The sequence below is a fragment of the Gordonia sp. 852002-10350_SCH5691597 genome (assembly GCF_001665715.1).
Classification (GTDB): Bacteria; Actinomycetota; Actinomycetes; order Mycobacteriales; family Mycobacteriaceae; genus Gordonia; species Gordonia sputi.
Genome location: NZ_LZMO01000159.1, coordinates 1 through 25,840 on the forward strand (window position 1 = coordinate 1; position 25,840 = coordinate 25,840).

Sequence of the window (25,840 nt, forward strand, 5' to 3'; positions counted from 1 at the left end):
TGACTCATGCCCGCCACCCAGGCCGAACGTGCTCAACACTTTTCACCACACCGCAAAAGCCGATCGGTGGATCGAGGCTTATCCGGTCCGTCCCGCCGCTGGTCCAGTTGCTCTTCTGGTACGAGCTCGCATCGCTGTACCCGCAACTGTCACTGGGTATTCCGTTCGGTCCGGAGTTCGTCACCGCCGACACGGCGCACCTGTTCTCGGGTGTACTCGCGGCCTTCGTCGCACTCACCATCGACGTCGCGGCGTTCGCCGCAGAGATCGTGCGCGGTGGCATCCTGTCCGTAGACCGGGGCCAGGCTGAGGCCGCAGAAGCGTTGGGATTGAGCAGATATCGCATCTTTCGTCGAATCATCCTGCCGCAGGCCATGCCAGCGATCGTGCCGGCGTCGGGAAACCTACTGATAGGTCTGCTGAAAGCGACGTCGATCGTCAGCGTCATCGCGGTTCAAGATCTGCTCTATTCGGCGCAGTTGATCTACCAGCAGAACTATCTCATCCTGCCGCTCCTCTTGGTCGCGACGATCTGGTACATCATCGTCACGAGCGTGCTGTCGGTCGGACAGTACTTCGTCGAACGCCACTACTCACGCGGCAATCGTCGACCGCAACAGAGCTTCTGGACGACGGTCCGCGAGAACCTGCCCCTGTTCGGGCGGGTCCGTACCGAGCTGCGCAGACTCGACCTCCGCAACGAAGGAGCGGTGCGCGCGTGAGCTTTTCGACGACCCACCGCAGGCACGACGCGGACCAGCACGAGGACGACGCGGACAACGACCAGACACTACCTCTCGTGCGAATCAGAGGACTGCGCAAGAGTTTCGGACTCCACAAGGTGCTCGACGGCATCGACGTCGACGTCCCGACAGGCACCGTCACCGTGCTGCTCGGACCGTCCGGCTCGGGCAAGTCGACACTGCTGCGGTGTATCAACCACCTCGAGAAGCCCGACAGCGGCTTCGTCGAGGTCGGCGGCGAGATCATCGGATACCGACCATCGGCAGGCAAGCTGCATGAGCTGTCGCATCGCGAGATCGCTCAGCAGCGTTCGAAAATCGGGATGGTGTTCCAGCAGTTCAACCTGTTCGGCCATATGACGGTGCTGCAGAACGTGATCGAGGGTCCGTTGGCGGCCCGCATCGCACGCCGAGAGGCGCAGGCACGCGCCAGTGATCTTCTCGAACGAGTTGGCATGGCCGGCCGCGAAGACGCCTATCCGCGCCAACTCTCCGGCGGACAACAGCAGCGCGTCGCTATCGCACGCGCCTTGGCGCTCGAGCCGCGCCTGCTGCTGTTCGACGAGCCGACCAGCGCGCTCGATCCGGAACTCGTCGGCGAAGTCCTCGCCGTGATCCGCGACCTCGCGCGCAGTGGAATGACCATGGTGATCGTCACCCACGAGATCGGATTCGCCCGCGAAGTGGCCGACCAGGCGATCTTCCTCGACGGTGGTCGGATCGTCGAATCAGGCTCTCCCGCAGAGATTCTCGACGACCCGCAGCACGAGCGTACGAAAGCGTTTCTCTCCGCGGTGCTCTGAGGAACCCGTGCGAGTGTGCACGATGATTACCTCTGCGTGCCGTAACCAGTTACTACACAGAAGAATTCAGACAAGGGGACTAAGACGATGAAGAACCGCCCACGTATCCTCGCTCTGTTGGCCGCCGGCGCGGTGGTCGGGAGCATCGTGTTGAGTGGTTGTGGCTCGTCGTCGGACGGCGCAGCGAACTCTGCGGAGGCGTCTGCCGTTCCGACACAGGACATCACGAGCAGCATTGCCAAAGACGATGCAATCAGTGCCGAGCTGCCCCAAAGTGTGCGCAATGCAGGCTCTTTGACCGTCGGGACAACTCAGACTCCCGGAACGTCGAGTCTGCCGCACGGTGGCGTCGTCGACGACAAAAACGTCGGGCTCGATCTCGACCTGCGTACCGCGATCGGCAAGGTACTCGGCATCAACTGGAATGTGCAGTATGGCACCTTCGCCTCGATTATCCCCGGTGTCCAGAACGGAAAATACCAAGTGGGACAGGCGAATTTCGGTGTCACCGCCGAGCGTGAGAAGGTCCTCGACTTCTCGACCTATCTCAATGACGGCCAAGGATTCCTGGGCTCGTCACGCGTCGACCTCCAAAAGGTTTCCACCATCACCGACGTCTGCGGTTACACCATCGCCACCACGCCCGGGTCCACCTTCCAGACGCTGCTGAGCTCGCATGTCGGCGACTGCGCGAAGATCGGCAAGAAGCCCTGGACTGTCCAGTACTTCAACGACACCGCCCCCATCTTCCTGGGTCTGGCCAACGGCAAGGTGGACCTCTTCTTCGGCCCGGTCCTGAGCCTGAAGTACGACGAAAAGCACGTCGAGGGAACCAAATTCCTCGGCCAGATCAGCTCGACGCCAGTCGGATTCGTCACCGCCAAGGACTCGGGCCTGGCCAAACCGCTGTCCGACGCCGTCAACAAGCTCATCAAGACCGGCGACTACGCCAAGATCTTCACGAAGTGGGGTGTCCCGGACACAGGCGTCGACAAGTCGACCATCAATCCCCCAAGTAGTTTTTGACGCCGAGTACTTTCTGACACCCGCGCAGTCGCTGACGTCACCGTCATCCACGCAACTGGCCTCGCCCGCGGATGTCAGTCCCGTGTGGTTGTCTGAACTGCATGGGGGACAGGTGGACCACTGACGAGGTGCTGGCGCTCGCGCCCGACGCCTCGTCGGCCAAGGCCGGTCAGAAGCTGGCCACCCCGACGCCCTGGTCAGGCACCGGTGCAGCCGATTCGCTGGTGTGGGGTCACTGCAAGGGCAGCGGCAAAACGCCGTACCAGACCATCGTCGAACTCACCTCGCCGGCCTTCAAGTGCTCGTGTCCGTCACGGAAGTTCCCGTGCAAACACGCTCTCGGACTCCTGCTGCTGTGGGCACAAGGTGAAGTTGCCGATGCCGCGCAGCCCGCTGACCACGCCGCAGCATGGCTCGCCGCGAGACGCGAGCGGCAGTCCGCCGCGCCCGCGCAGCCGGCCGCCTCCAAAGATCCCGGCCGCGCGGCCTCGACCGCAGCGCAACGCGTCCGCCGTGTCGGCAGCGGTATCGACGAATTGCAACTCTGGCTCACCGACCAGCTCGGCCACGGCCTGGCGGGCACCGACGTCGACGCCTACGGCCGATTCGACGGCGTCGCCGCACGGCTGGTCGATGCCCAGGCCCCGGGGTTGGCGTCCAAGATCCGAGCGCTACCCGAGTTGTTCGCGGGACCCACGAGCGGCGTCGACTGGCCGGCACGCCTACTGGAAGAGTTCGGCAGCCTGTGGTCGTTGAGCGCCGCACATCAGCGGCTCGACCTCCTACCTGCCGATCTCGCCGCCACGGTCCGCCGACACATCGGCTATCCCGTCGCCAAAGCGGATGTCCTCGCCGCCGAGGGCATCACAGACACGTGGTTGTGCCTCGGCCGTCGAGACACCGACGACGACCGGCTCCAGACTCGGCGAACCTGGATCTGGGGTGCGAAGACCAAGCGCTTCGGTGTCCTGCTCGATTACGCGCCCAAGGGCGGCGTATTGCCGATGCGTCCCAGGGTGGGCGCAACGCTGGTCGCGGCGATGCACTTCTACCCGGGCTCGCCTCTGCTGCGCTGCCTCTACGACGACGCAGAGTCACCGCAGCCCGACGCAGAGTCACCGCAGCCCGACGCACTCCCACATCCCGATCCGCTCGGCATGCTCGTGCTCTCCGACATCGCCGCGGCCAGGCGCGCCCACGCGCAGGCGATCGCCGACGATCCGTGGGCGCGGCGGTGGCCGGTGGTGCTCGACGCGCGACTCGGTCGCACCGTCGCGGGCCGACCGGCGGCAATCGATCACACGGGCGACGCAATCGACATCCTCGTGACGGGCGAGCGCTGGCCCCTGCTACTCGCGCTCACCGGAGGCGCGCGGGTACCGATCTTCGGGAGTCTCGGAACAGACGGACTCGACGTCGAGTCGGTGATCGTCGACGGCGGTGTGGTCCGCGTATGAGGATGGCTGCCGTATGAGTACCTGGGACGAGGTGGTCTCGGCCGCGCTCGTCGGCGTCCGCAGCCGACCGATCACCACGCACGGCGTCGATCCCGTGATCGAGGCGCATCTGCCAGATGAAGTCGCTGACCCGGCGGTCACAACCCTGCAGATCGCGGCACTGAGCGCCGTCGCACGGTGCGCGAGCGGGCCGCCGACGATCGCTGCCGAACCCATCCCCGCCTCGCCAGACGACCCGAGGCCGCGCATCTCCGATCAGATCGCAGGCAACCTCGACCGCGCGATGATGCTGTCGCCGCAGCTCGAACTCTGGTGCTTCGACCTGCTCGCGCGGTCGCACGTCCGGCCTCCCGCACGCATGCTCCCGACGCTCCTCGCCCGTACCGCGCGCAGGGTCGAGATCCGCGCTGCGGTAACCACTTTCGTCGGTCCACGCGGACGATGGCTGGCCGAACAAGCCCCCGAGCTGAAAGCCGTGCTCGACGCCCCCTCGACGTCGGGCGACATCGCAGATACCTCCGCGTGGACCCATGGCGAACCCGACGAGCGTGCGTCCTACCTGCGATCGCTGCGGGAGCGCGACCCAGATGCTGCGCGAGAACTCCTCGAATCCGCATGGCGCACAGAAGACGGACCCAGTCGTGAACTGTTACTGCCCATCCTCGGTCGCACGCCGTCGTTGTCCGACGAGCCCCTGCTCGAGCGCGCGCTCGACGATCGGCGCAGCAATGTCAGGACAACTGCGGCCGGAATTCTCGACCACATCGACGGCTCGGCGCACCAGCAGCGCATCCTCGACGCGGCGTCGAAATTACTGTTGCTCAACGAAGAACGGCACCTCATGCGCCGACGCCCCGTGCTGCAGGCGACGCTGCCTACTGAGCCGAATGCGGCGCTCGCACGCGACGGACTCACGCTGACCGTGCCGTCAAACGCAAGGCGTGGGGTCGGCGCCCACGTGCTCGCGCAGCTGGTGTCACGGATTCGGCCGTCGCTCTGGGAAAAAAGGTTCGCAATGTCACCGGCGCAGATCGTCGCAGCAATCGGTTCTGACCAGAGCCCGCTCGTCGTCGGATTGAGCCACGCCGCAGTGACATTCGACGATCGGCGCTGGGCGACTGCACTGATGACACACCCCGATGCGCTACCGGTCGTCTTCGTGGCCGCCGATCCGCTGGAGGTGTCACGTGCCTTCGACGACCTACCCGACGACCGACGCCTCGCGGCTCTGCGCGTCCTGCCGACCCCGTGGCCGGAGAACATCGCGCACGCCTCACTACGCCTGCTCGCCGCCACCGTGTCGGGAACCGCGCGCAGCGGGCCCACGGCAGAACTGTTCGACCTGATGTCGGTTGGCCTCCCGGCCACCGATGCGTGGCGCGACGCCGTGCGTGCGGTGGGTGCGCGTGTCGCGACCGCGCCCGCACAGTTCGCCCGCCTGGCCGAGTCCATCCGTATCCGTATCGTCCTCACGAGGGAGTTCGCATGACCACTGCAGACGATCTGCTCCGACCACACGCCGAGCAGCTCTACGCCGACGAACTCGCGGCACTGGCCCGCACAGACACCGCTAGCCGCCCTGCCAATTGGCTGCTGTCGCCGTCGGCGGTCGTCACCTACCTTCTCGGCGGCACTCTCGACGACGGCACGGTGATCTCACCGAAGTACATCGGACCCCGACGGCTGATGGAGGTGGCCGTGGCGACGTTGGCCACCGACCGCGCACTGCTCCTTCTCGGGGTGCCCGGAACAGCGAAAACCTGGGTGTCCGAGCACCTTGCGGCAGCGATCAGTGGGACGTCGACGCTGTTGGTGCAGGGGACGGCAGGCACGCCCGAGGAGGCGATCCGCTACGGCTGGAACTACGCCCGGCTGCTCGCCGAGGGACCGTCGAACGAGGCACTGGTGCCCTCACCGATCATGGTGGCGATGCGGGAGGGCAAGATCGCGCGACTCGAGGAGCTCACGCGTATCCCCTCCGACGTGCAGGACGCGCTGATCACCATCCTCTCGGAGAAGACGCTGCCGGTGCCGGAACTCGGGATAGAGGTGCAGGCCACCAAGGGATTCAGCGTGATCGCGACGGCCAACGATCGTGACCGCGGAGTCAACGACCTGTCGTCGGCGCTCCGACGCCGCTTCAACACGGTGGTGTTGCCGCTGCCCGCCTCGGCCGAGGACGAAGTCGATATCGTGACTCAACGTGTTGCTGCACTGGGAAAGTCGCTGGAGCTTCCCGAATTGCCCTCTGCCGCAGACGAGATCCGACGCGTGGTCACCGTCTTCCGCGAGTTGCGCTCCGGGGTCACCGAGGATGGGCGGTCGAAGGTGAAGCAACCCAGCGGCACACTGTCGACCGCGGAGGCCATCTCGGTCATCACCCACGGCATCGCGATGTCGGCACACTTCGGCGACGGCGTGCTCCGGCCCGCCGACGTGGCAGCGGGTATCCAGGGCGCGGTGATCAAAGACCCGGGAGCCGATTCGGTGATCTGGACCGAGTACCTGGAAAGCGTTGTGCGAGAACGCTCCGACTGGGCCGACTTCTACCGCGCCGCGCGCGGGGCGCTCCGCTGACCGGCATGTCCGCACCCCCCTCGTCCGCACCCACCGTCGACTCGCGTGCGCTGCCGGGCACCTACGTGCTCGGCATCCGCCACCACGGGCCGGGCTCGGCCCGCGCGGTGTGCAACGAACTCGACCGACTTCAACCCGACGCCGTCCTCATCGAAGGTCCTGCCGATGCGTCGGATCTGATCCCAGCCGTCGTCGACCCGGGCATGTCGCCCCCGGTCGCCCTCCTCGGATACGCGGCAGACGATCCGTCGCGTGCCGCGTTCTGGCCGTTCGCCGAGTTCTCGCCGGAATGGCAGGCCATGCGCTGGGCGGTGCGCGCCCGAGTGCACGTCGCGTTCTGCGACCTTCCCACGACGATGGTGCTCGCACACCGCACCGAGTCGGGTCATACGCCCGCCGACCCGACTCCGGAGGAGTCACGTGAACCCGGCGAGGATGCACCTGGTCGCGTACGGATCGACCCTGTACGCACGCTTGCCACCGCGGCCGGCTACTCCGATCCTGAGCGCTGGTGGGACGACGTCGTCGAAACACGCGGCGAAGCAGAAGGATTCGCGGCGATAGCCGAGGCGATGGCCACGCTGCGCGAGGACGACTTCCTGCGTTCGCCCGACGAGTCAGCCCCTGACGAACTCCACGACGAACGACGCGAAGCCCACATGCGTCAGGTACTCCGCGCGACGTTGAAGCGGCCGGGCGTCGAACGCGTTGCCGTCGTGTGTGGGGCATGGCATGCACCAGTACTGTCGGGGAAGTTGCCGCCCGCTGCCGGAGATGCGCGAATCCTGAAGGGAACGAACAAGATTCGGAGCAAGCTCGCGTGGGTACCGTGGACCCATTCGCGCATCGCCAGTGCGTCCGGGTACGGGGCGGGTGTGATCTCACCGGGTTGGTATCACCACTTGTTCACCACGTCCGACGACGTGATCGTCCGCTGGCTGATCCACCAGGCACGACTGTTGCGCGACAAAGACATCGACGTGTCGTCGGCCCACATCATCGAGACTGCACGACTGGCGGAAGCTCTCGCGGTGATGCGACACCGACCGCTGCCTGGATTGGCAGAGGTCACGGAGGCGACCCACGCCGTGATGCTCGACGGCGATACCGGACTGTCCGACATGATGTATCGCGAGGCCGTCATCGGGGAGCGGCTCGGATCGGTTCCCGACGACGCTCCCGTTGTCCCGCTGCAGGCCGATGTCACCGCGACGGCGCGGTCGGCGCGACTCAAGATCGATCCGGTGGCCAAAGAGCTGGCGTTGGATCTTCGCAAACCGGCCGACATGGCCAAATCCCTGCTGCTGCACCGGCTCCTCGTGCTCGGCGTCGAGTGGGGCGAACCCCGCGACGTGACCGGAATGGGCACATTCAAAGAGGGCTGGATCGTCGCATGGCGACCCGACTACGTCATCGACGTCGTGATGGCCTCGGTGTGGGGCACGACGGTGCTGGGCGCCGCCACCGCCAAGATCGTCGACAAGGCAACGAGCGCCGACACGTTGGGTGAGGTCACCGAAGCGTTGGAGTCGGCACTTCTCGCCGAACTCGTCGATGCGGTGGCGCCTGTCCTGACCGCACTCGACGAGCGAGCCGCCGTCGACCACGACGTCGCGCACCTGATGCAGGCACTACCAGCACTCGGACGCGCGCAGCGCTACGGAGACGTCCGCGGCACCGACACCGCCTCGCTGCACCTCGTCGCATCGTCGTTGCTCACCCGCATCTGCGTCGGCATCCCCGCCGCCATCTCGAGTCTCAACGATGACGCTGCGAAAGCCCTGAAAGCGCATCTCGACGCCACCCACGAGACGGTGGTCCTGCTCGACGAGCAGGACATGGGCCGCTGGATCGGGGCACTGCGCACGATCGCCGACCGGTGTGATGTGAACGGTCTGTTGGTCGGCCGAGCCACGCGATTGCTGCTTGACGGCGGACACATCGATGCCGCCGACGCCGCCGGCCGGTTGCAGTTCGCGTTGTCGACGGGAGCCACCCCGACGTCGAAAACCCAATGGATCGACGGCTTTCTGGGTGACGGTGGGCTGCTGCTCGTCCACGACCGCGATCTGTTGGTGATCCTCGACGAGTGGCTGAGCACGCTCGGCGAGCGTGACTTCACCGACGTTCTGCCGTTGCTGCGCAGGACTTTCGGGCTGTTCGACACTTCGGTGCGTCGCAACATCGGCAACCGGGTCGCATCACTCGACCGCACCGACGGCCTTCCGGCCAGCACGACGACCTTCGATCCCGATCTCGCCGCGCCTGCGGTGCGCGTTGTCGCCGACATATTGGGGTTGCGATGACCGACGGCACACGAGACGTGCGCGCCAGACGCTGGCGCTTGGTGCTCGGAGATGCAGCGGCAGAACAACTTCCGTCGCTGACCGGCTCCGATGCCGCTATGGACGGTGCGCTGTCGGCGCTGTATGACGCCGACGCGTCGCGCAGGGGTGGGTTGGGCAAGTCGGCTCCGTCGGTCGCCCGATGGCTCGGCGACATACGAAAGTACTTCCCGCAAACCGTTGTTCAGGTGATGCAACACGACGCCGTCGAGCGGCTGAACCTGTACTCGCTGCTCGCAGAACCCGAACTGATCGATGCGGTCGAACCCGACATCGAGATGGTCACCACGCTCATGGCACTCGGGCGGGCGATTCCGGCGAGTTCGAAGGCTTCGGCGCGAGCGTTGGTGCGCAAGGTGGTCGACGAGGTGGAACGACGCATCGCCCACCGCACCCGAAGCGCAGTCGGCGCAGCCATCGACCGCGCAGCCCGGGTGACCCGACCGATGTTCCGCGACATCGATTGGAACGCAACGATCGCTCGCAATCTGCACAACTACTTACCGGAGTACAAGACCGTTGTTCCCGAACGGCTCGTCGGCCACGGTCGCCGTTCACAAATGGTCAGCAAAGACATCGTCATCGCGATCGACCAGTCCGGATCGATGGCCCAATCGATCGTGTACGCGTCGATCTTTGGAGCGGTGATTGCCACGATGCGGTCGGTTCGGACGTCGTTGGTGCTCTTCGACACCGAGGTCGTCGACCTCACCGGTCAACTCGACGACCCCGTGGACGTGCTGTTCGGCGCGACGCTAGGCGGCGGAACCGACATCAATCGCGCGATCGCTTACTGCCAAACCCTCATCAGCAGGCCCAATGACAGCATCTTCGTGCTCATCTCGGACCTGTACGAGGGCGGAATCCGCGACGAGATGCTCAAGCGGATCGCGCAGCTGCAGGCCGACGGCGTGCAGGTCATCGTGTTGCTGGCGCTGTCGGACGAGGGAGCGCCGTCGTTCGATCGCGACATCGCAGGAGCGCTGGGTGCCATGGGTGTTCCGGCGTTCGCGTGTACGCCCGACGCCTTCCCGGAGTTGCTCGCCCTCGCGATCGGGCGCGGCGACATCGTCGGATGGGCCGATGCCAACGAACTGGCACAGCGTGGCATGGAAGACGAATGAGGCTTGGGCGCCGGGCGGGTGGCGTCAGCTGGTCGCCGCGCTGGCGGTCCCGTCGAGTGAGGCCATGTACTGGCTCGCTATCGACAGAATGCGTCGGCCGCGCTTGGATTCCAGCGAATGCATGTGCCCGTCGGGAAGTTCGCTGTCGCTGGCGAGGTGCATCAGGATCGCCGCCAACGACGACGCCGTGCGGCACGGAATCACGAGCAGCGTCGCGTTTCGGTGGGAGCCGTTGAGCGTCATGAGCGGCGGAACCGTCGGAGAGTCTGCAGAGTCGAGACCGGGGTAGCGCCGGTAGCTTTGCCAGTGCACGGATATCGAGGTGACCTCGCCGAGTCGGGGCGCCGCCGCACCGGACAGACTGCTCAGTTCATCGGCGAGGTTCGCAGTGTACGGATACCACGCCCCGGCGATCGGGGCGCTGCGATCAGTGGTGAACCGAACCCGGGTGGGACCCAACGTGACCACCGGACACTCTCCTGACCGGCTGTGACGCCGCGTTCGCCGGTGACCAAAACCCGACGGTGACCAACACACGACCACGCGAGTACGTCGGCTATGAGTGCAAATCAGTTGAACCAGACTATACGCCCATGACCTGCGAAAAGTCGGCGCGGCCCTACACTTGCACATATGGCGATAGTGAACCGCGGCTTCGTCGGACGCCGCGACAGGATGGCCGATCGGCTGCCGCCAGGACAGTATTCGACCCTCGACTTCCCGGTCTTGTCCGCAGAGCCGACGCCGGTGCTGCCACTTGACTCCTGGCGCTTGACGATTCAGTCGTCGGATCATCGTGCACACAGTCTCCGGTGGCGGGACTTCCTCGCCCTGCCGCACCGGGCCATCACGACCGATATCCACTGCGTCACACGGTGGTCGAAGTTCGACACCCGTTGGCGTGGAGTTGCTTTCGACGACTTGTTGGCGGTACTCCCGTGGCCACCGGACGCCTACGTGATGGCACATTGCTACGGCGGATACACCACCAACGTGCCGCTTACTGATCTGACAGATGGAAGGGGCTGGCTGGCAGATACCTTCGACGGTGAGCCGCTCGCGCCTGAACACGGTGGCCCGGTACGGCTGCTCGTACCGCATCTGTACTTCTGGAAGAGCGCGAAATGGGTTCGGCGCCTGCGGTTCATGCCCCATGACGCTCCTGGATTCTGGGAAGAGCGCGGCTATCACATCTACGGTGATCCCTGGCGTGAGCAGCGCTACTCGTGACAGTGAGGGAGTGTTGACAATGCGCTGGCAGATCACGACGGTCGTCGGGGCAGAGATGCAGACTCCGACCGCGAGATCGCTGCGACTCGCGCTGAGTGAACCGATGAGCGCCGATGCAGGCGCACACGTCGACATCCGGCTCACCGCGGAGGACGGATACTCGACGGCAAGGCCATACTCGCTTTCCGACGTCCGCGAGACGCGCACCATCGAGGTGACCATCGAGAAGGTCGACGACGGCGAGGAGTCGCCCTACCTCGTCGACATGGTCGAGGTGGGCGAGCCGCTCGAGATCAGCGGACCCAACGGACAGTGGTTCACGTGGGACCCGTCGAATACGCGGCCGGTCCAACTGATCGGTGGCGGCTCGGGGATCGTGCCGCTGATGTCGATGATCCGTCTGCGCGAGGTGGCTGCCCCGTCTACTCCGTTCAACCTCGTGTACTCGCTACGTACGCCGCAGCGACGGTACTTCGCGCGCGAACTCGATCAGCTTGTCGAGCACACCAGGTTGCCCGTCAACGTTTTTCACACCCGCGAGGGTGCGGAAGGAGAGACGCGCCGTCCCAGGCGCGTCACGGCGGCCGAACTCGCAGCGGTGACGATTGCGCCGCAACGAGAGCCGACCGTCTACATCTGCGGACCCAACGGGTTCGTCGAACACTGCGCACGAGCGATGCTCGACATCGGGCACGACGCCGGGCGAATCAGAACGGAACGATTCGGATAGAGACGGAACGATTCGGATAGAGGAGACGCACGATGGCAACGAAGAACGCCTTGATCGTCGGGGCATCACGGGGATTGGGGCTCGGACTCACCGAGCGCCTCTGCGAACGCGGTTGGCATGTGGCGGCGACCAGCCGCCACGCCGGCGGCGATCTGGGTGCGCTCGCCGCACGGTCCGATGGTTCGCTGACCGTCGAGAACGTGGATATCAACGACACCGACTCGGTTGTGGCACTGCATGACAAACTGTCCGACACCACCTCCGACCTCATCTTCGTGAATGCGGGAATCACGCACGATCGTTGGGAGACCGTTGGCGACGTCTCGACGGAGACGTTCGATCGCGTGATGGTTACGAACGCGCTCAGCCCCATGCGATTCGTCGAACGATTCGCTGACCTCGTCCCGCCAACCGGAACAATCGCAGTGATGTCGTCGGGGCAGGGGAGTATCACGAACAACACTCGCGTGACTGGGTGGGAGATCTACCGGGCGAGCAAATCAGCACTGAATCAGCTGATGCGGAGCTTCGCGGCCAGGCACTCCGACGACCCGCGCACGTTGCTCTTGATGGCGCCGGGATGGGTCCAGACCGATCTGGGTGGCTCCGACGCCTCGCTGACCGTCGAGCAGAGCACGCGGGGCGTCGCCGACGTCTTGGAAGCACAGGCGGGTGCGGGCGGGCTGCAGTTCTTGGACTATCGAGGTCAGACTGTGCCCTGGTAACAAACGCGGGCGGGGCTAGCGCTCGCATACACCTACTTGTCAGACAAGTACATGTATGCGTAACGTGTCGGTGCATCACCCCGAAGGAGTCTCACAATGCGCACGCTCGGAACCAGGCGGCCCGGAACATTCAGAGCAAGCACGACCGCGGGGCGGGTCGTCGAACCGTCCGTGCCCACCCAGCTCGGGATCGGTGCCACCGGTGGTGTGATCGGCGGACTGCTCGGCGGCGGTAGCGGGGTGTTCTACGTGCCCGCTCTGGAGAAGGTCACCAACCTCTCCCGGCATACTCTCCACGGCACTGCCGGCGCGGCGAACATCGCCGTTACCGGCGTCGGAGCAGCCACGTTCGGACTGGTTGGCGGATCCATCGATTTTCGGGCGGGGACGGGAATGGTTGTCGGCGCCACGCTGGGTGCGGTCCTGGGCGCCAAGCTGATCTTGCGCATCCCGGCGCTCATCCTGCGTTGGCTGTTCGTCGCAATCCTCCTGTTGACGTGCCTCAAATTGTTTCTCGACGTCTCAGGGCACGACCCGATGCAGGGATCGGCCGTCGTGCCCGACAGCTGGCTTGCGAGTCTGTGGTACGTCGTCCCGGTATCGCTGATTCTCGGATTCGTGATCGGCGCGTGGGCTGCCGGGATGGGTCTCGGCGGCGGCCTGCTCGCTGTTCCGGCCCTGATGTTGCTCTTCGGTACCGAACTCCCGACCGCGGAAGGAACGTCGTTGCTGATGTTCTTCCCCAACGTCATCGTCGGAACCATCACGCACGCACGCCAGGGCACCGCCGACATGCGACTCGGCCTCAACCTGAACATCGGTGCGCTGCCCGGTGCAGTCGTCGGCGTGCTGATCGCACTCGCGCTGAACGTCAAGATTCTGAGCATCGTGTTCGCGGCCTTCGCGCTGACGATCGGTGTGCGCGAGATGTACCGGATGTGGCTTGAGAGCGTCGCGCGGCGCCGATCGACCGCCGAGGTCGCGGGCCTATCATCAGAACGAACGGTGATGGACCATTCGAAACCAATCGACAGAGACACAACGGACTAGGACCTTGGAAGCACTTTCGCGCGTTCCGCTGTCGGAACAGGCAGCACGTGCCCTGCTCGACGATGTTCGGCGTGGACGCTGGGAGGTAGGTGAGCAGCTTCCCGGCGAGGTGTCTTTGGCACGGGAACTATCCGTGGGCCGCTCCACGGTCCGCGAAGCCATTCGACGCCTCGCAGCGCGTGGAGTGCTCACCACACGGCAGGGCGTCGGCGTCTTCCTCGCCGCGACCGAACCCACGCAGCCGTGGGATCAGCTCGCCGAGATCGCGGAGATCACCGACGTCTTGCAGGTCCGGATCGCCATCGAATCGCGGGCTGCCGCTCTCGCCGCAGCCAACCACACCGACGACGACGCGCGCATCATCCGAACGGCGTTGGAGAATCGCAACGCTCTGCTCGGCGGAACGCCGCAAGCGCTTGCCGCAGAGGATATTCGACTGCATCAGGCAATCGTCGTGGCGTCGCACAACGACCTGCTGGCCACACTCTTCGACGGCCTGCGGGCGCGGCTGGTGGGGTCGATGACCGACATGCTCACCATGATGCCGGTGGGTCGACCAGACGCCGACGAACACAGCGCGGTCGTCGACGCCATACTCGAGCGCGACGCCGACCGTGCCGAAAGGCTCACGCGTGCACATCTTCTGGGGCTGGCAGACTCGCTCGGATCTGACGCGCGAACCGAAGTGTGAACGCATCGATCTGGTGGCTACGGACCTCGGAGTGATGCATGCATCGACCGAATGTAGCGCGAGGACCCGACGACCACGGTCAACCATGAACCAGGCCTCCCGTTTCCAGTCATTTTTCGCTCTGCCTTGGTAAGCGAACTGGGCTTTTGCGGCCGGGTGCGCGCAGAAATGACTGGAAGCGGGAGCGGCCTAGTGGTCTCGACAAGCTCGACCATCGGGGGGCCGCTCGACCATCGGGGGGCCGCTCGACCAGCGTGGGGCCGTTTGACCAGCGTGGGGCAGCTCGACCAGTGGCACCGCCGCTCGACCGGCGGCAGGCACAGTTCGACCAATGGCGTCACGCGACAGCCAGCGCGTCGACAGGCGCGACGGCCACGGCCCGACGGCTCGGCGGCAGCGAGGCGGCGATCACGACGACGGCGGTGCCTGCGATGATCGCGACGAGCGCACCCCAGGGCAGTCCGACGGGGATGCCCGACGTCGCCTTGCCGATGAGCGACTGGCTGCCGACGGTGCCGAATATGATGCCGAGCACCAGGCCGGCGATCACCGCAGTGCCACTGAGCGCCAACGACTCGCGGACAACCATCGCGCGCACCTGCCGCGCAGTGAATCCCATGGCACGCAACATCCCGATCTCGCGCGTGCGGCCGATCACCGTCAGCGACATCGTCGACACGAAGCCGACTGCCGCGATAATCGCCGAGATGGCGATCATGGCAAGCAGAATCGCGGTGACAACCGACAGGGAACGCTCGGTCTCGGCCATCTCGGCGGCCGACATGTCCCAGCCGTGGACGGACTTGGTCAGTGAGCTCATCCCCGACGCGATGGTGGTCACCAGCGTCACGCCGACGAGGAGTCCGATGGTGGAACGGGTCGTCCGTCGCGGGTCCGACACAGCGTTCTTGCGTGCCACGATCGACGGAGCGCTGGCACCGAACGCGGCACCTATCCACCGGACCAGTTGCGGCACAATGCGTTGCGCGCCGATCAACACACCCGTCGATACCGACGCGGCACCGAGGAAGGCAACTGCGAAGCCGGTGAGATTGCCGAACTCACCGAGGTAGCATGCGAGCGCCAGCAGCAACGCACCAATCACGATTGCGCCGCAGGCGAGGACCGTCCGGAACGTACCGACCTTCGACCGCGCACTGTGCGCCACCGCGGCACGAGTAAGAGTCGACCGTGTGCCCACCCGCGCAGCGATAGCCGCGATCAGGACCACCGCAAGGCCTGCCGCGAACACACCCAGCGGCAGGAGTGGATAGTCGCCTTCAGGTAGCTTTCCGTTGTGCAGGAGCACTTCTCGAACGATGGTCATGACCACTGTCGCGCACACGATGCCGATCACGGCTCCGATGGCTGCCACCGTGACGACGGCCCTGGTGAGTCCCGCTCGCAACTGGCGTGCACTCGCGCCGATCAGCCGCAGCAACCTCAATTGTGCTCGGCGACCGGCGATGACAGTGTCGACACCGGAACTGATCACGATCCCCGAGACGAACAGGGCAATGCCGATGAAGACCGCAGCAACCACTGCGAGGGCCGCGCCAGCAGAAACGCCCTTCTTCTCCGACAGCACCGACAGCATGCTCGCGGCGTCGACAAGTGTTGTGCCGTAAGCACTGGCGAGACAGGCGACGATGCCGACCGTCGACAACTCGCGTAGCGATCCGACGGTCAGCCGTGCTGAGGTGGCCTTCATGCCGAGACCCCCTGCAAGCCGATGAGAAGATCGGAGATCTCACGCGCTCCCAGTCCGCGGTACTCGCCGGTGATCTGACCGTCGGCGAGCATGATCACACGATCGGCATACGACGCCGCGACAGGATCGTGCGTCACCATCGAGATGCCCTGCCCGTACTCGCGCACCGCAGTGGTCAACAGGGCCAACACTTCTCGGCTGGTACGTGTATCGAGCGCGCCAGTCGGCTCGTCAGCGAGAATGATCGTCGGACGCATCGCGAGCGCACGCACAATGGCGACGCGTTGCTGTTGACCGCCAGAGAGTTCGGACGGTAGGTGGTCGAGGCGTTCGTCCAGCCCGAGCGACCGCACCAGGTGCGCGATCCAGTAGCGCGTCTGCGCGTCGAGCCTGACGCCGGCGAGTACGAACGGCAGGTGGATGTTCTCCTGCGCGGTCAGCGTCGGGATGAGATTGAACGACTGGAAGATGAATCCGATGTGTTTGCGGCGCAGCACTGTTCGTGCCTCGTCGTCGAGGGACCCGATGGGATTACCGTCGACCCAGATCTCGCCCGACGTGATGTCGTCGAGTCCCGCGACGACGTTCATCAGCGTCGATTTGCCCGATCCTGACGGGCCCATGATTGCCGTGAACTCTCGACGTCGAAGATCGAGCGACACGTCCCGTAGCGCGTGGATCGGTCGGCTCGGGTCACCGTAGCTTCGGAATACGTTGCGTAGCACCACAGATGCTGGTTCATTCGTCATGCAGATAACGCTAGGGATTCCTGCGTCTCCGGTCGTCGGCCGTGACGATGAATCCGGGTCGGCCTGGACGATTACGCGGCGTACATCCAGAGATGTACGCCGCGCGCTCAGACCAGCCCGTGGTCGTAGGCGTACACGACGAGTTGTACCCGGTCGCGCAGCCCCAGCTTGGCGAGGATGCGTGAAACATGCGTCTTCACAGTGGCTTCTGAGAGCACCTCGGCGTCGGCGATCTCGGCGTTCGAGAGACCCTGAGCCGCACGCACGAGTATCTCGCGTTCGCGTGGGGTCAGACGGTCGTACTCGGGTCCGGGATCGCCTGCCCGCGTGCGGGTCTGCTCGAAGAGCCGCCGTGTCGCCGACGCCGCTACCACCTGGCTGCCGCTGGCCACGGCTCTGATCGAGGCGAGCAGGAAGTCGGGCTGCGCGTCCTTGAGGAGAAATCCACTGGCCCCTGCGGCGATGGCCGACGCCGCGGCCTCGTCGGCGTCGAACGTCGTGAGTACCAACACGCGCGGAGCGTCGTCGCCGAGTGCGCTGACGAGGTCGGCGGTCGCGGTGATGCCGTCGATGCCCGGCATGCGCACATCCATCAGGACGACGTCGGGTCGCGTGGTGCGCACGAAATCCAGGAGCGAGAGTGCCGACGACTCGTGTCCGACCACCTCCATGTCGGGCTGACTGTCGACGATCATCGCGATGCCCTGGCGAAACATGGGCTGATCGTCGATGAGGGCGATTCGGATCACCGCGACACTCCTTTCGAGTCGACGTCGGAGGTGGCGGGTACGCGCAGTTCGACCAGCCAGGTGTCCTCGGTAGCGGTGCTGCGGGCGGTCCCGCCCACCAGCGCGGCGCGTTCAGCCATGCCGATGATGCCGCGACCTGCGCCACCGGGCGAGAGCGGGGTGTCGGTCAACCCGTTGCGCACGGTGAGATGGCAGCCCCCGGTCCAGTCGATCTCGACGGTGACGGGGGTGGCCAGGTCGCCGTACTTGAGCGCGTTGGTGAGCGCTTCGGTCAAGACCCGCTGTGCCATGCGCCCGACGGCCGGCTCGCTGGTCTCTTCGTCGCCGATCTCGCGTGTCTCGATCGTCATGCCTGCGGTCCGCATCCGCTCGTACAGGGTTTCGCGGTCGGCGCGGGAGGCGGCGACGGCGTCGTCGTTGTTGAGTTGCGCGAGCAGTCCGCGGACTTCGCCGAGTGATTCGCGTGCGGTCTCGGCGATGACGGTCAATGCGTTTCGTGCGACGTCGGGCGCGGTGTCGATGCTGTAGCGCGCACCCTCGGCCTGTGCGACGACGATGGTCAACGAGTGTGCGACGACGTCGTGCATGTCGCGCGCGAGTCGGGTGCGTTCCCGCTGTTCGTCGTAGAGATCCAGCAGGCGTCTGCGCTCGAGCTGTGCGATGGTCTCGGTGACCTTGGCCTGCGCGACCGTACGACGCTGATACCGGATGAACCCGAACGTCCACCCGCCGATCACCACGACCGCCGCCAGGCAGAATCCGACGAACGACGTGAAGGCGTGGTTGAGCAGTGACGGCTCGACCGCAAACGCGTGCGGGAACTCCCACCCGGCGACGAGTGATCCGATCACGGCTACCGCGAGCGAACCACGTCGAGCCCGACGGTCCGGATGTCCGCCGAGCGTTGCGAAGATCGGGAAGTAGGCGAGCGAGGCGAGTACGGCGATCTGGTCGGTCGCCACCTGTATCGCCGCGGATACCAACGCCAGCACCATCATCAGTGTCGGAGCGAGTCGTCGCAGAGCGAGCGCAACGGTCACGAGCGCAGCGGCAATACCCGCGGGTGTCGACTGGTCGAAGTGCAGCCAGATCGCAAACACACCGAAGAGCAGGGCCACGGCGACGTCGAGCATGAGGCCTCGACGGGTCAGGCCGCCGGCATAAAGCGGGTCGCGCATGCGTCCAGAGTGTCAGATCACGGTGCGCCCCCGAAGGCCTACCGCTTGCCGGGTGACTGAGGTGTCCCCGGGAGGCAGGTGATCGCGAAGCAGCCAGGGTTGCCCTGCAGGGGCGCGCGCAAGGGCGTCGAACCGCATTGCAGAACCGTGCAGTTCGACGGCGCGTACGGCCCGAAACCCAACGCGCCCAACGCGATGTTCGGGTCGGCGAATTGGACCGGATCGAAGTCGAGGTTCATCGTCGGACGGTACGGTCCGGGATCGGGAATCCTCGGCGTCCGGAAGGCAGCGACGAGCTTGCGGAAGAACTCGCGATACAGCTCACTGTTGAGGCTGGCGCTGAGAAGTGTTCCCGGGTCCGGCGAGACGTCGCCGAGAATCCCATTCCAACTCACCAATAATCCGAGACTCGGGACGATGAAGTTGTTCTGCTGCAGGAAACCGACCATCGCGTACGCGTCGGACGGTAACCCGGCCAGAGGTGCCTGCTGGATCGTCTGTCGGGACGGGAATGACGGTCCGGTACACGGAGAGTCGTTGACCCAGAACAGATATCCGTAGCAGCGGTTCGACGCAGATGGTGTGTGCGCCTGGCGGATGTAGTCGGAACCGATGATTCGTCGACCGCCCCAGACCCCGTCGTTGAGCATCAGCAACCCGAGCCGTGAATAGTCCGTGGGAGGCATGAACAAGAAGGCGTATCCGTAGGTGTGGCCGGACCGATCGCGCGCCCAGTAGTAGTCGTGTTGCTTGATTCCCAAAGGCCCGAACAGTGTTCGCTGTGCGAACTCCTGCAGATCCTCTCCGACGGCGCGTTGCACGACGTACGCCAGGAGGTCGGGTCCGTGCTGCGTGTACTCGAAGAACGTTCCCGGCTTGTGCTGAACAGGCAGCGCGAGAGCCTCTTTCGCGATATCCGGGTCGACGTCGAGTCCCGCGGTCAGTGCTTCGCTGACGATCGACTGGCGCAGGCCCGACGATTGGGTCAGCAGGTCGCGCACGGTGATCGCTGCATGTGACCGATCGACTGTGCCTGCGGGGAGGTACTTCTCGATCGACGCTCCGAGATCCAGTCGCCCCTGCGTATAGGCGACACCGGCGAGCATCGAGATGACACTCTTGGTCGAGCTGAACAGATTCCACGGAATGTTTCCGGTCACGGCGTTCAGGGGTCCGTTTCCGATCAGACAGTTGTTGCGATAGACCTCGATATGCGTGCGCATTCTCGACGCCGCGAATGCGATGGCGTCGTCGAGCTTTGCCTTGTCGATTCCGACGCTCGACGGCGTGGCGGAGTCGGGTGCCGCGGAACCCTGCGGAAGAGCGCACCGCGCTTGGCTCGGCGCTGCGGTGGCGGCCGGCACGGTGGTCAGCGCGACCGGTGCCACCAGCGCGATCAGTGCTGCACAGGTCAGCAGAACTCGCCGCGGGAAACGCGTGCACAACCGGTGAGCTGGATGCTCGGACACTGCGCTGACCCCCTGATTGTGAGAACTACTGACGTGCAGCGTGGCACGAGTCGGATGCCGTGGTGTCGCCTTCAGAAAATGGAAGGTGATGCCGTCGAAATCGTGTGCAGATCGGCCCGCCGGGTGGCCACACTGCACACCGCGGAGTAAGCGTGTGGCAAAACTGTGGAGGTCGGCCCGAATATGTCGTCGAAGTGAACGTCGGACGGTATTTCGCCGCCACAGAACAAATGGCCTCGCGAGATCGACGTATTGCCATTAGCGTGGATCGCGCCACGTCCGAGCGCATACGGCATCGGGAGGACTGCCATGACAATCTTCGTCACCAACGCCGGGTTGCAGATCCTGGCGCGTGTGACCTGGCGTCGCGCGGCCGTGTTGCTGACCACCGAAGTCGCGCGCAACGTCGAGGGCACGCCGGTTGTGCGCGTCGTACATTCACCCACGGTGACCCTGCCCATTCACAAGGTGGTCGCCATCAAGCGCAACGCCTACCGACCTTATGCGGGCAAGTCGATGGATTCCTATGCGTCGACAGCGACCATTTTGCGCCGTGACCAGTGGATTTGCGCCTACTGCGACGGCCCTGCCGACACCGTGGACCACATCGTGCCGGTCTCCAAGGGCGGCAAGAGCACCTTCGGTAACCAGGTGGCGGCATGCAAATCGTGCAACGGTTTCAAGGCCAACCGCACGCCGTGGCAGGCGGGTATGGCGATGAGGCACGCACCTTTCGTCTATGACCCGTGGGCGCAGGACCAGAAAGAGGTCTGGGAGCTGTTCACGCTGCGGCCGAAGACGGGGTAGTTGCCCGCAAAGCGTCTGTGACGCCCATCACCAGCTGTGTGTACACTCGTTCACTACGAGCTACCGGAGGGAGGCTGGTGAATCTTCTCAAGTGGAGTAAGCGGCCTGCGGCCGACGTCGACGCGACGCGCCCAGAGGCCAACATCCTGAGAGGCTTGATCGCGCGAGCGACGACCCCTCTGCTACCCGACGACTATCTACATCTGATCAATCCGCTGTGGAGCGCGCGCGAACTGCGTGGACGCGTCGAAGACGTGGTCAAGGAGACCGCCGACAGCGCGACGGTGGTGATCCGCACGGGGTGGGGATTTCCCGAGAGCTATCGGCCAGGGCAGTACGTCGGCATCGGCCTCGACGTCGACGGCCGTTGGCATTGGCGGTCGTACTCGCTGACGTCCTTCGGCAGCAACGACGACAAAACGATCTCGATCACCGTCAAGGCAAACCCCGACGGCTTCTTGTCGACGCACCTCGTCGACGGCGTCGCGCCGGGCACGATCATCCGCCTCGCGGCGCCGAAGGGCGATTTCCATCTGCCGGAGCCCGTTCCCGACGCCGTGCTGTTCTTGACCGCGGGCAGCGGAATCACGCCGGTGATCGCCATGCTCCGCGCGATGAAACACCACGATCAGACGCCCGACATCATCCACGTCCACGCCGCACCGAGCCGCGAATCGGTGATCTTCCTCGACGAACTCGAACAGCTCGACGTTGAAACACCCAGTTACACATTGGATCTGCGCCTCAGTTCGGAGGATGGCCGATTCGACGTCACCCAGCTCGACGCCGCGGTTCCGGATTGGCGCGAGCGCTCGTGCTGGGCGTGTGGACCCATTGAGTTCCTCGACGACATCGAAGATGTGTACCGCGAGAACGAGCTGTCGGATCAGTTGCACATCGAACGCTTCGCCATCGCACGCACCGACGTCGGTGGTGAGGGTGGCACCGTGACGTTCGCGAAGTCGGGTAAGTCGGCAGAGATCGACGGTGCCACCACACTCCTTGAAGCAGGCGAGGAGTTGGGAATCCAGATGCCTTTCGGATGTCGAATGGGTATCTGTCAGACCTGCGTTGTTCCGCTTGCAGCCGGCTACGTCCGGGATCTGCGCAGTGGCGACGAACGCCGCGAAGGTGACCGCATCCAGACATGTATCTCAACAGTGTCGGGTGAATGCACGCTAGACCTGTAGGGAGGCTCTATGGCCATCACCGACATCGATCGGTACGCCCATCTCACCGAGGCCGACGTCGAGGCACTAGGTGCCGAACTCGACGCGATCAGACGTGACATCGAGGAATCGCGGGGAGTCGCCGACGCGAAATACATTCGACGCACTATCGCATTTCAGCGCGCGCTCGCCGCGGGCGGGCGCGTGGTGCTCATGTTCAGCAACCGGAAGCCCGCATGGATTCTCGGGACCGGGATGCTCGGCGTCGCCAAGATCGTCGAGAACATGGAGCTCGGCCACAACGTGATGCACGGGCAGTGGGATTGGATGAACGATCCCGAGATCCACTCCTCGTCGTGGGAGTGGGACACCACCTGTCCGAGCGTGCAGTGGAAGCATTCGCACAATTTTGTGCACCACAAGTACACGAACATCGTCGGCATGGACGACGACGTGGGCTACGGCATCCTCCGTGTCACGCGTGACCAGCCGTGGGAATGGTGGAACGTCGGCAACCCGGTCTACAACTTCCTTCTCGCAACGTTTTTCGAGTGGGGCGTCGCGCTGCACCATCTCGAGACGGAGAAGCTGCGCAAAGGTCAAAAGTCTTATCGCGCAGCGCTGAAGGATCTTCGGGTCATCGGGCGGAAGGTCGGGAAGCAGGCCGCCAAGGACTACCTGATCTTCCCCGCGCTCGCCGGACCGAACTGGTTCACCACGCTGACCGCCAACGCGACTGCGAACTTCATTCGCAACTACTGGTCGTACGCAGTGATCTTCTGTGGTCACTTCCCCGACGGTGCTGAGAAGTTCACGGTCGAGGAGTATGAGGAAGAAGATCAGCCCCGCTGGTACCTGCGACAGATGTTGGGATCAGCCAACTTTCGCGCCGGTCCGCTGATGCGATTCATGAGCGGCAACCTCAGTCATCAGATCGAACACCACCTCTTCCCGGACCTGCCGAGCAATCGTTACGAGGAGATCGGCGTTCGGGTGCGCGAACTGTGCGACAAGTACGACCTGCCGTACACGACGGGCTCGCTACAGCATCAGTACTGGCTGACGTTCCGCACAATTGCCAAGCTGTCGCTGCCCAACGCGATGCTGAAAGCCAGCGCCGACGACGCGCCGGAGACGGCATCGGAGTTGCGGTTCAACATTATCGAGGGCACCAAGACTCACTTCGGCGTCGACCCGCAGACCGGCCGCAGGCGCGGGCTGCGCTCGGCCCTGCGGGAGCTGCGGTCGTCGCGGGTGGCCGCTCACTGATCGAGCTTGCCCACCGCTGAGCGAGGTTCCCACTGCTGATCGAGCGTGTTCGCCGCTGATCGAGCTTGTCGAGATCCGTCGGGTCGAGCTTGTCGAGATCACCCCCGCCAGCGCAGCACCTCCAGCGCGACGCCGACGTCGAGCAGGCTCTCGTCGAGCGGGCGGGGCAGTAGGTCGTCGGCGCGGGCGAGACGTCGAATCACGGTGTTGCGGTGCGTATAGAGCGCTTCTGCGGTGCGAGAGGTGTTGCACTGCAGCGAGATCCAAGTTCGTACCGTGTCGAGTAGAGCTGCCTCGGCGTGTGCGAATTCGCCGAGGGTGTCGTCGACGAATGCCGCGGTGTCCTCGGCGGACGACATCAGCAGCGAGACCAGCCGGACGTCGTCGCACCTTACGAATCCGTGCGAGCCGCCTAGCTGCGCGACGATGCGCTGGGTCGCGAGCGCTTGGAAGTGGCTATTGCGAAAGCCGTCGACGCCGTTGCCCGTTCTGCCGACAGCGACGTCGATCAGCGGGGATGGCGAAACACGCGCGATGTGTGCCTCATCGGTGGGCAGCCACATCCACAGTGACGCGGCGCTGGCGACGACGGTGAGTCGGTTGGCGCACCCGGCCGAGGCGGCGAGCGTGTCGGCGGCGGATTCGAGGTTTGCAGCCTGTTCTGGATGTGTGCTCCACAGGACCAACGCGGTGTGCGGGCCGAGAAGTCGGTAGCCGAGTTGGGTTTCGGCGCGGTCGATGGGGATGGGTGCGCCCTCGAGTAGCAGGGCAACCGCTTCTCGACGCTGCGCGTGGGTGCCGCGGGTGAGCTCGCGTCGTTCGCTGCGCATCCTGTTGCTCGTGGCCTCGACGGTGTCGTCGATGTAAGTCGAGATGGAAACGAGTGTGATGTCGAGAAGTTCGCGCAGTTGTTGTGGGTCATCGGTGAGGGTGAAGCAGACCTGCATCCACAGACGCCACGCGACACTTTGTGCGGTGCGGAAGGCGTCGAGCGCTGATTCATCGAGGCCGCGCCGGACGAGGTCGCGAGCGGTGGTGAGGATGTCGGGGCTGATCTCGGCGGGTACGCGTTCGCCGGGATGGACTACGTTGCTCCTCGCCCAGCGCAGGGTGTTCGCGAGGTTGGTGCGTCGCGTTCCCTCGGCGAGCACAGGGTCGTCGGCGATGGCCTTCATGCGGATACCACCCAGTGAAGCGTCGTGGATGGCTTCGATCCACTCCTCGGGCGGGTCCAGGATGAGTTCGGCGCCGCGTCGGATCAAGCTCTTGATCTCGGGGGATACGTATGGCCACTCATCGGACATCCGAACAGTATGCACCTTGCGCGACCTTCATCGTGGGCACTTGGCACCTGGTGCGGCGGCGAGGTGTGACGCACTCTGGAATGTAACAACGTATGGTGTCATATTTGCCGTGCGGGAAGTCGAGCAAACCTAAGGAGGCGCAGGTGCCCACAACAGCCACACCTGTCGAAACGTTGGACGTTCTGATCGTCGGGGCGGGTGTCTCCGGTATCGGGGCCGCTCACTATGTGACCAAGGAGATGCCGCAGAAGACCTACGCGCTTCTGGAGGGTCGCGAGTCGATCGGTGGCACCTGGGACCTGTTCCGGTATCCGGGTATCCGTTCTGACAGTGACCTGCATACGTTTGGATTCGAGTTCAAGCCGTGGGTCGACAAGCAGTCGATCGCCGACGCCGACCGCATCATGCAGTACCTTCGCGAGGCCGTTGACGAGGACAAGATCAACGAGCACCTGCGCTTGCAGCACAAGGTAACCGCGCTGAACTGGTCGTCGAGTGAGCAGTTGTGGACGGCCGAGGTCGATCGCCTCGACACCGGTGAACACATCCAGCTGAAGGCTCGTTGGGTGTACTGCGGGTCGGGCTACTACAACTACGACGAGGGATTCACACCCCACTTCGAGGGTCGCGAGCGGTTCACCGGGCAGGTCGTGCATCCGCAGCACTGGCCGGAAGATCTCGACTACAAGGGCAAGAAAGTCGTCGTGATCGGAAGTGGCGCAACGGCTGTCACGCTCGTCGCCGAGGATGCGTCGCGCCACGTTGGCAAACGGGTCGTGCTTGGGCAGCGGGAGGATGTAGGTGGGCGTGCGCTGGAGCATCGTGATGTGCTCGGTCTCGTTCGCCATCGCGGGGAGGAGCGTGACAGCCGTTGCGCCACTTCCGATCACGACGACTTTCTTGCCCTTGTAGTCGAGATCTTCCGGCCAGTGCT

General features: G+C 64.7%; 24 protein-coding genes. 17 read left to right on the forward strand and 7 right to left on the reverse strand.

Features of this window, described 5'->3' with window-relative positions; genetic code table 11:
- The 8 genes from A5777_RS11735 to A5777_RS11770 form a co-directional block, all read left to right on the forward strand.
- Positions 1–722: amino acid ABC transporter permease (locus tag A5777_RS11735; RefSeq protein ID WP_231895032.1), on the forward strand; the 722-nt coding region annotated here is incomplete at its 5' end.
- Between the two features lie 77 nt (positions 723–799).
- Positions 800–1,546, forward strand: a complete 747-nt coding sequence (locus A5777_RS11740) for an amino acid ABC transporter ATP-binding protein (protein WP_064862786.1) — start codon at positions 800–802, stop codon at positions 1,544–1,546.
- 87 nt (positions 1,547–1,633) lie between these two features.
- Entirely contained in the window at positions 1,634–2,572 is a 939-nt protein-coding gene (locus A5777_RS11745; RefSeq protein ID WP_064862772.1) for a transporter substrate-binding domain-containing protein, read from the forward strand.
- Positions 2,573–2,673: 101 nt separating this feature from the next.
- Positions 2,674–4,029, forward strand: a complete 1,356-nt coding sequence (locus tag A5777_RS11750; protein WP_005206386.1) for an SWIM zinc finger family protein — start codon at positions 2,674–2,676, stop codon at positions 4,027–4,029.
- Positions 4,030–4,042: 13 nt separating this feature from the next.
- Positions 4,043–5,518, forward strand: coding sequence for a DUF5691 domain-containing protein (locus tag A5777_RS11755; RefSeq protein ID WP_064862773.1), 1,476 nt, complete (start codon positions 4,043–4,045; stop codon positions 5,516–5,518).
- A complete protein-coding gene (locus tag A5777_RS11760) occupies positions 5,515–6,606 on the forward strand; it encodes an ATP-binding protein (protein ID WP_005206381.1) in 1,092 nt (363 codons plus the stop codon). Before A5777_RS11755 ends, A5777_RS11760 begins: the two co-directional genes overlap by 4 nt.
- A gap of 5 nt (positions 6,607–6,611) precedes the next feature.
- On the forward strand, positions 6,612–8,912 hold the full coding sequence (locus A5777_RS11765; RefSeq protein WP_064862774.1) for a DUF5682 family protein: 2,301 nt from the start codon (positions 6,612–6,614) through the stop codon (positions 8,910–8,912).
- Positions 8,909–10,075, forward strand: coding sequence for a VWA domain-containing protein (locus A5777_RS11770; protein ID WP_064862775.1), 1,167 nt, complete (start codon positions 8,909–8,911; stop codon positions 10,073–10,075). Before A5777_RS11765 ends, A5777_RS11770 begins: the two co-directional genes overlap by 4 nt.
- A gap of 24 nt (positions 10,076–10,099) precedes the next feature.
- Here the strand turns inward: A5777_RS11770 and A5777_RS11775 are convergent, their stop codons facing one another.
- Positions 10,100–10,543: a DUF5994 family protein gene (locus A5777_RS11775; RefSeq protein ID WP_005206374.1), complete on the reverse strand. Its 444-nt coding sequence runs from the start codon at positions 10,541–10,543 to the stop codon at positions 10,100–10,102.
- A gap of 165 nt (positions 10,544–10,708) precedes the next feature.
- Between A5777_RS11775 and A5777_RS11780 the strand changes: the two genes are divergently transcribed.
- From A5777_RS11780 to A5777_RS11800, 5 genes are all read left to right on the forward strand, one after another.
- Positions 10,709–11,305 (forward strand): sulfite oxidase-like oxidoreductase, encoded by a 597-nt coding sequence (locus A5777_RS11780; protein WP_064862776.1) that lies wholly within the window; start codon positions 10,709–10,711, stop codon positions 11,303–11,305.
- A gap of 19 nt (positions 11,306–11,324) precedes the next feature.
- Positions 11,325–12,035, forward strand: coding sequence for an FAD-binding oxidoreductase (locus A5777_RS11785; protein ID WP_064862777.1), 711 nt, complete (start codon positions 11,325–11,327; stop codon positions 12,033–12,035).
- Positions 12,036–12,067: 32 nt separating this feature from the next.
- Complete coding sequence (locus A5777_RS11790; protein WP_005206345.1) at positions 12,068–12,760, forward strand: SDR family NAD(P)-dependent oxidoreductase; 693 nt, start codon at positions 12,068–12,070, stop codon at positions 12,758–12,760.
- Positions 12,761–12,856: 96 nt separating this feature from the next.
- Positions 12,857–13,810, forward strand: a complete 954-nt coding sequence (locus tag A5777_RS11795) for a sulfite exporter TauE/SafE family protein (RefSeq protein WP_005206347.1) — start codon at positions 12,857–12,859, stop codon at positions 13,808–13,810.
- A 4-nt stretch (positions 13,811–13,814) separates the two neighbouring features.
- Positions 13,815–14,501 (forward strand): FadR/GntR family transcriptional regulator, encoded by a 687-nt coding sequence (locus tag A5777_RS11800; protein ID WP_005206349.1) that lies wholly within the window; start codon positions 13,815–13,817, stop codon positions 14,499–14,501.
- 337 nt (positions 14,502–14,838) lie between these two features.
- Here the strand turns inward: A5777_RS11800 and A5777_RS11805 are convergent, their stop codons facing one another.
- The 5 genes from A5777_RS11805 to A5777_RS11825 all read right to left on the reverse strand — a co-directional run bounded on the left by A5777_RS11805 (position 14,839) and on the right by A5777_RS11825 (position 20,357).
- A complete protein-coding gene (locus A5777_RS11805; protein ID WP_064862778.1) occupies positions 14,839–16,212 on the reverse strand; it encodes an ABC transporter permease in 1,374 nt (457 codons plus the stop codon).
- On the reverse strand, positions 16,209–16,961 hold the full coding sequence (locus A5777_RS11810; RefSeq protein ID WP_064862779.1) for an ABC transporter ATP-binding protein: 753 nt from the start codon (positions 16,959–16,961) through the stop codon (positions 16,209–16,211). Before A5777_RS11810 ends, A5777_RS11805 begins: the two co-directional genes overlap by 4 nt.
- A 107-nt stretch (positions 16,962–17,068) precedes the next feature.
- A complete protein-coding gene (locus tag A5777_RS11815) occupies positions 17,069–17,710 on the reverse strand; it encodes a response regulator transcription factor (RefSeq protein ID WP_064862780.1) in 642 nt (213 codons plus the stop codon).
- Positions 17,707–18,888 (reverse strand): sensor histidine kinase, encoded by a 1,182-nt coding sequence (locus A5777_RS11820; protein WP_064862781.1) that lies wholly within the window; start codon positions 18,886–18,888, stop codon positions 17,707–17,709. Before A5777_RS11820 ends, A5777_RS11815 begins: the two co-directional genes overlap by 4 nt.
- 38 nt (positions 18,889–18,926) lie before the next feature.
- Positions 18,927–20,357, reverse strand: coding sequence for a serine hydrolase domain-containing protein (locus A5777_RS11825; protein ID WP_156529356.1), 1,431 nt, complete (start codon positions 20,355–20,357; stop codon positions 18,927–18,929).
- A gap of 309 nt (positions 20,358–20,666) precedes the next feature.
- Between A5777_RS11825 and A5777_RS11830 the strand changes: the two genes are divergently transcribed.
- The 3 genes from A5777_RS11830 (at position 20,667) to A5777_RS11840 (ending at position 23,602) form a co-directional block, all read left to right on the forward strand.
- A complete protein-coding gene (locus tag A5777_RS11830; RefSeq protein ID WP_064862782.1) occupies positions 20,667–21,164 on the forward strand; it encodes an HNH endonuclease in 498 nt (165 codons plus the stop codon).
- A 77-nt stretch (positions 21,165–21,241) separates the two neighbouring features.
- Positions 21,242–22,354, forward strand: a complete 1,113-nt coding sequence (locus tag A5777_RS11835) for a ferredoxin reductase (protein ID WP_064862783.1) — start codon at positions 21,242–21,244, stop codon at positions 22,352–22,354.
- A 9-nt stretch (positions 22,355–22,363) separates the two neighbouring features.
- A complete protein-coding gene (locus tag A5777_RS11840; RefSeq protein ID WP_064862784.1) occupies positions 22,364–23,602 on the forward strand; it encodes a fatty acid desaturase family protein in 1,239 nt (412 codons plus the stop codon).
- Positions 23,603–23,700: 98 nt separating this feature from the next.
- Here A5777_RS11840 and A5777_RS11845 read toward each other — a convergent pair whose 3' ends face one another.
- The gene (locus A5777_RS11845; RefSeq protein WP_197502362.1) at positions 23,701–24,906 is read right to left on the reverse strand and encodes a PucR family transcriptional regulator; all 1,206 of its coding nucleotides are present in this window, start codon (positions 24,904–24,906) and stop codon (positions 23,701–23,703) included.
- Positions 24,907–25,049: 143 nt separating this feature from the next.
- Here A5777_RS11845 and A5777_RS11850 point away from each other — a divergent pair.
- Positions 25,050–25,840: flavin-containing monooxygenase (locus A5777_RS11850; protein ID WP_231895033.1), on the forward strand; the 791-nt coding region annotated here is incomplete at its 3' end.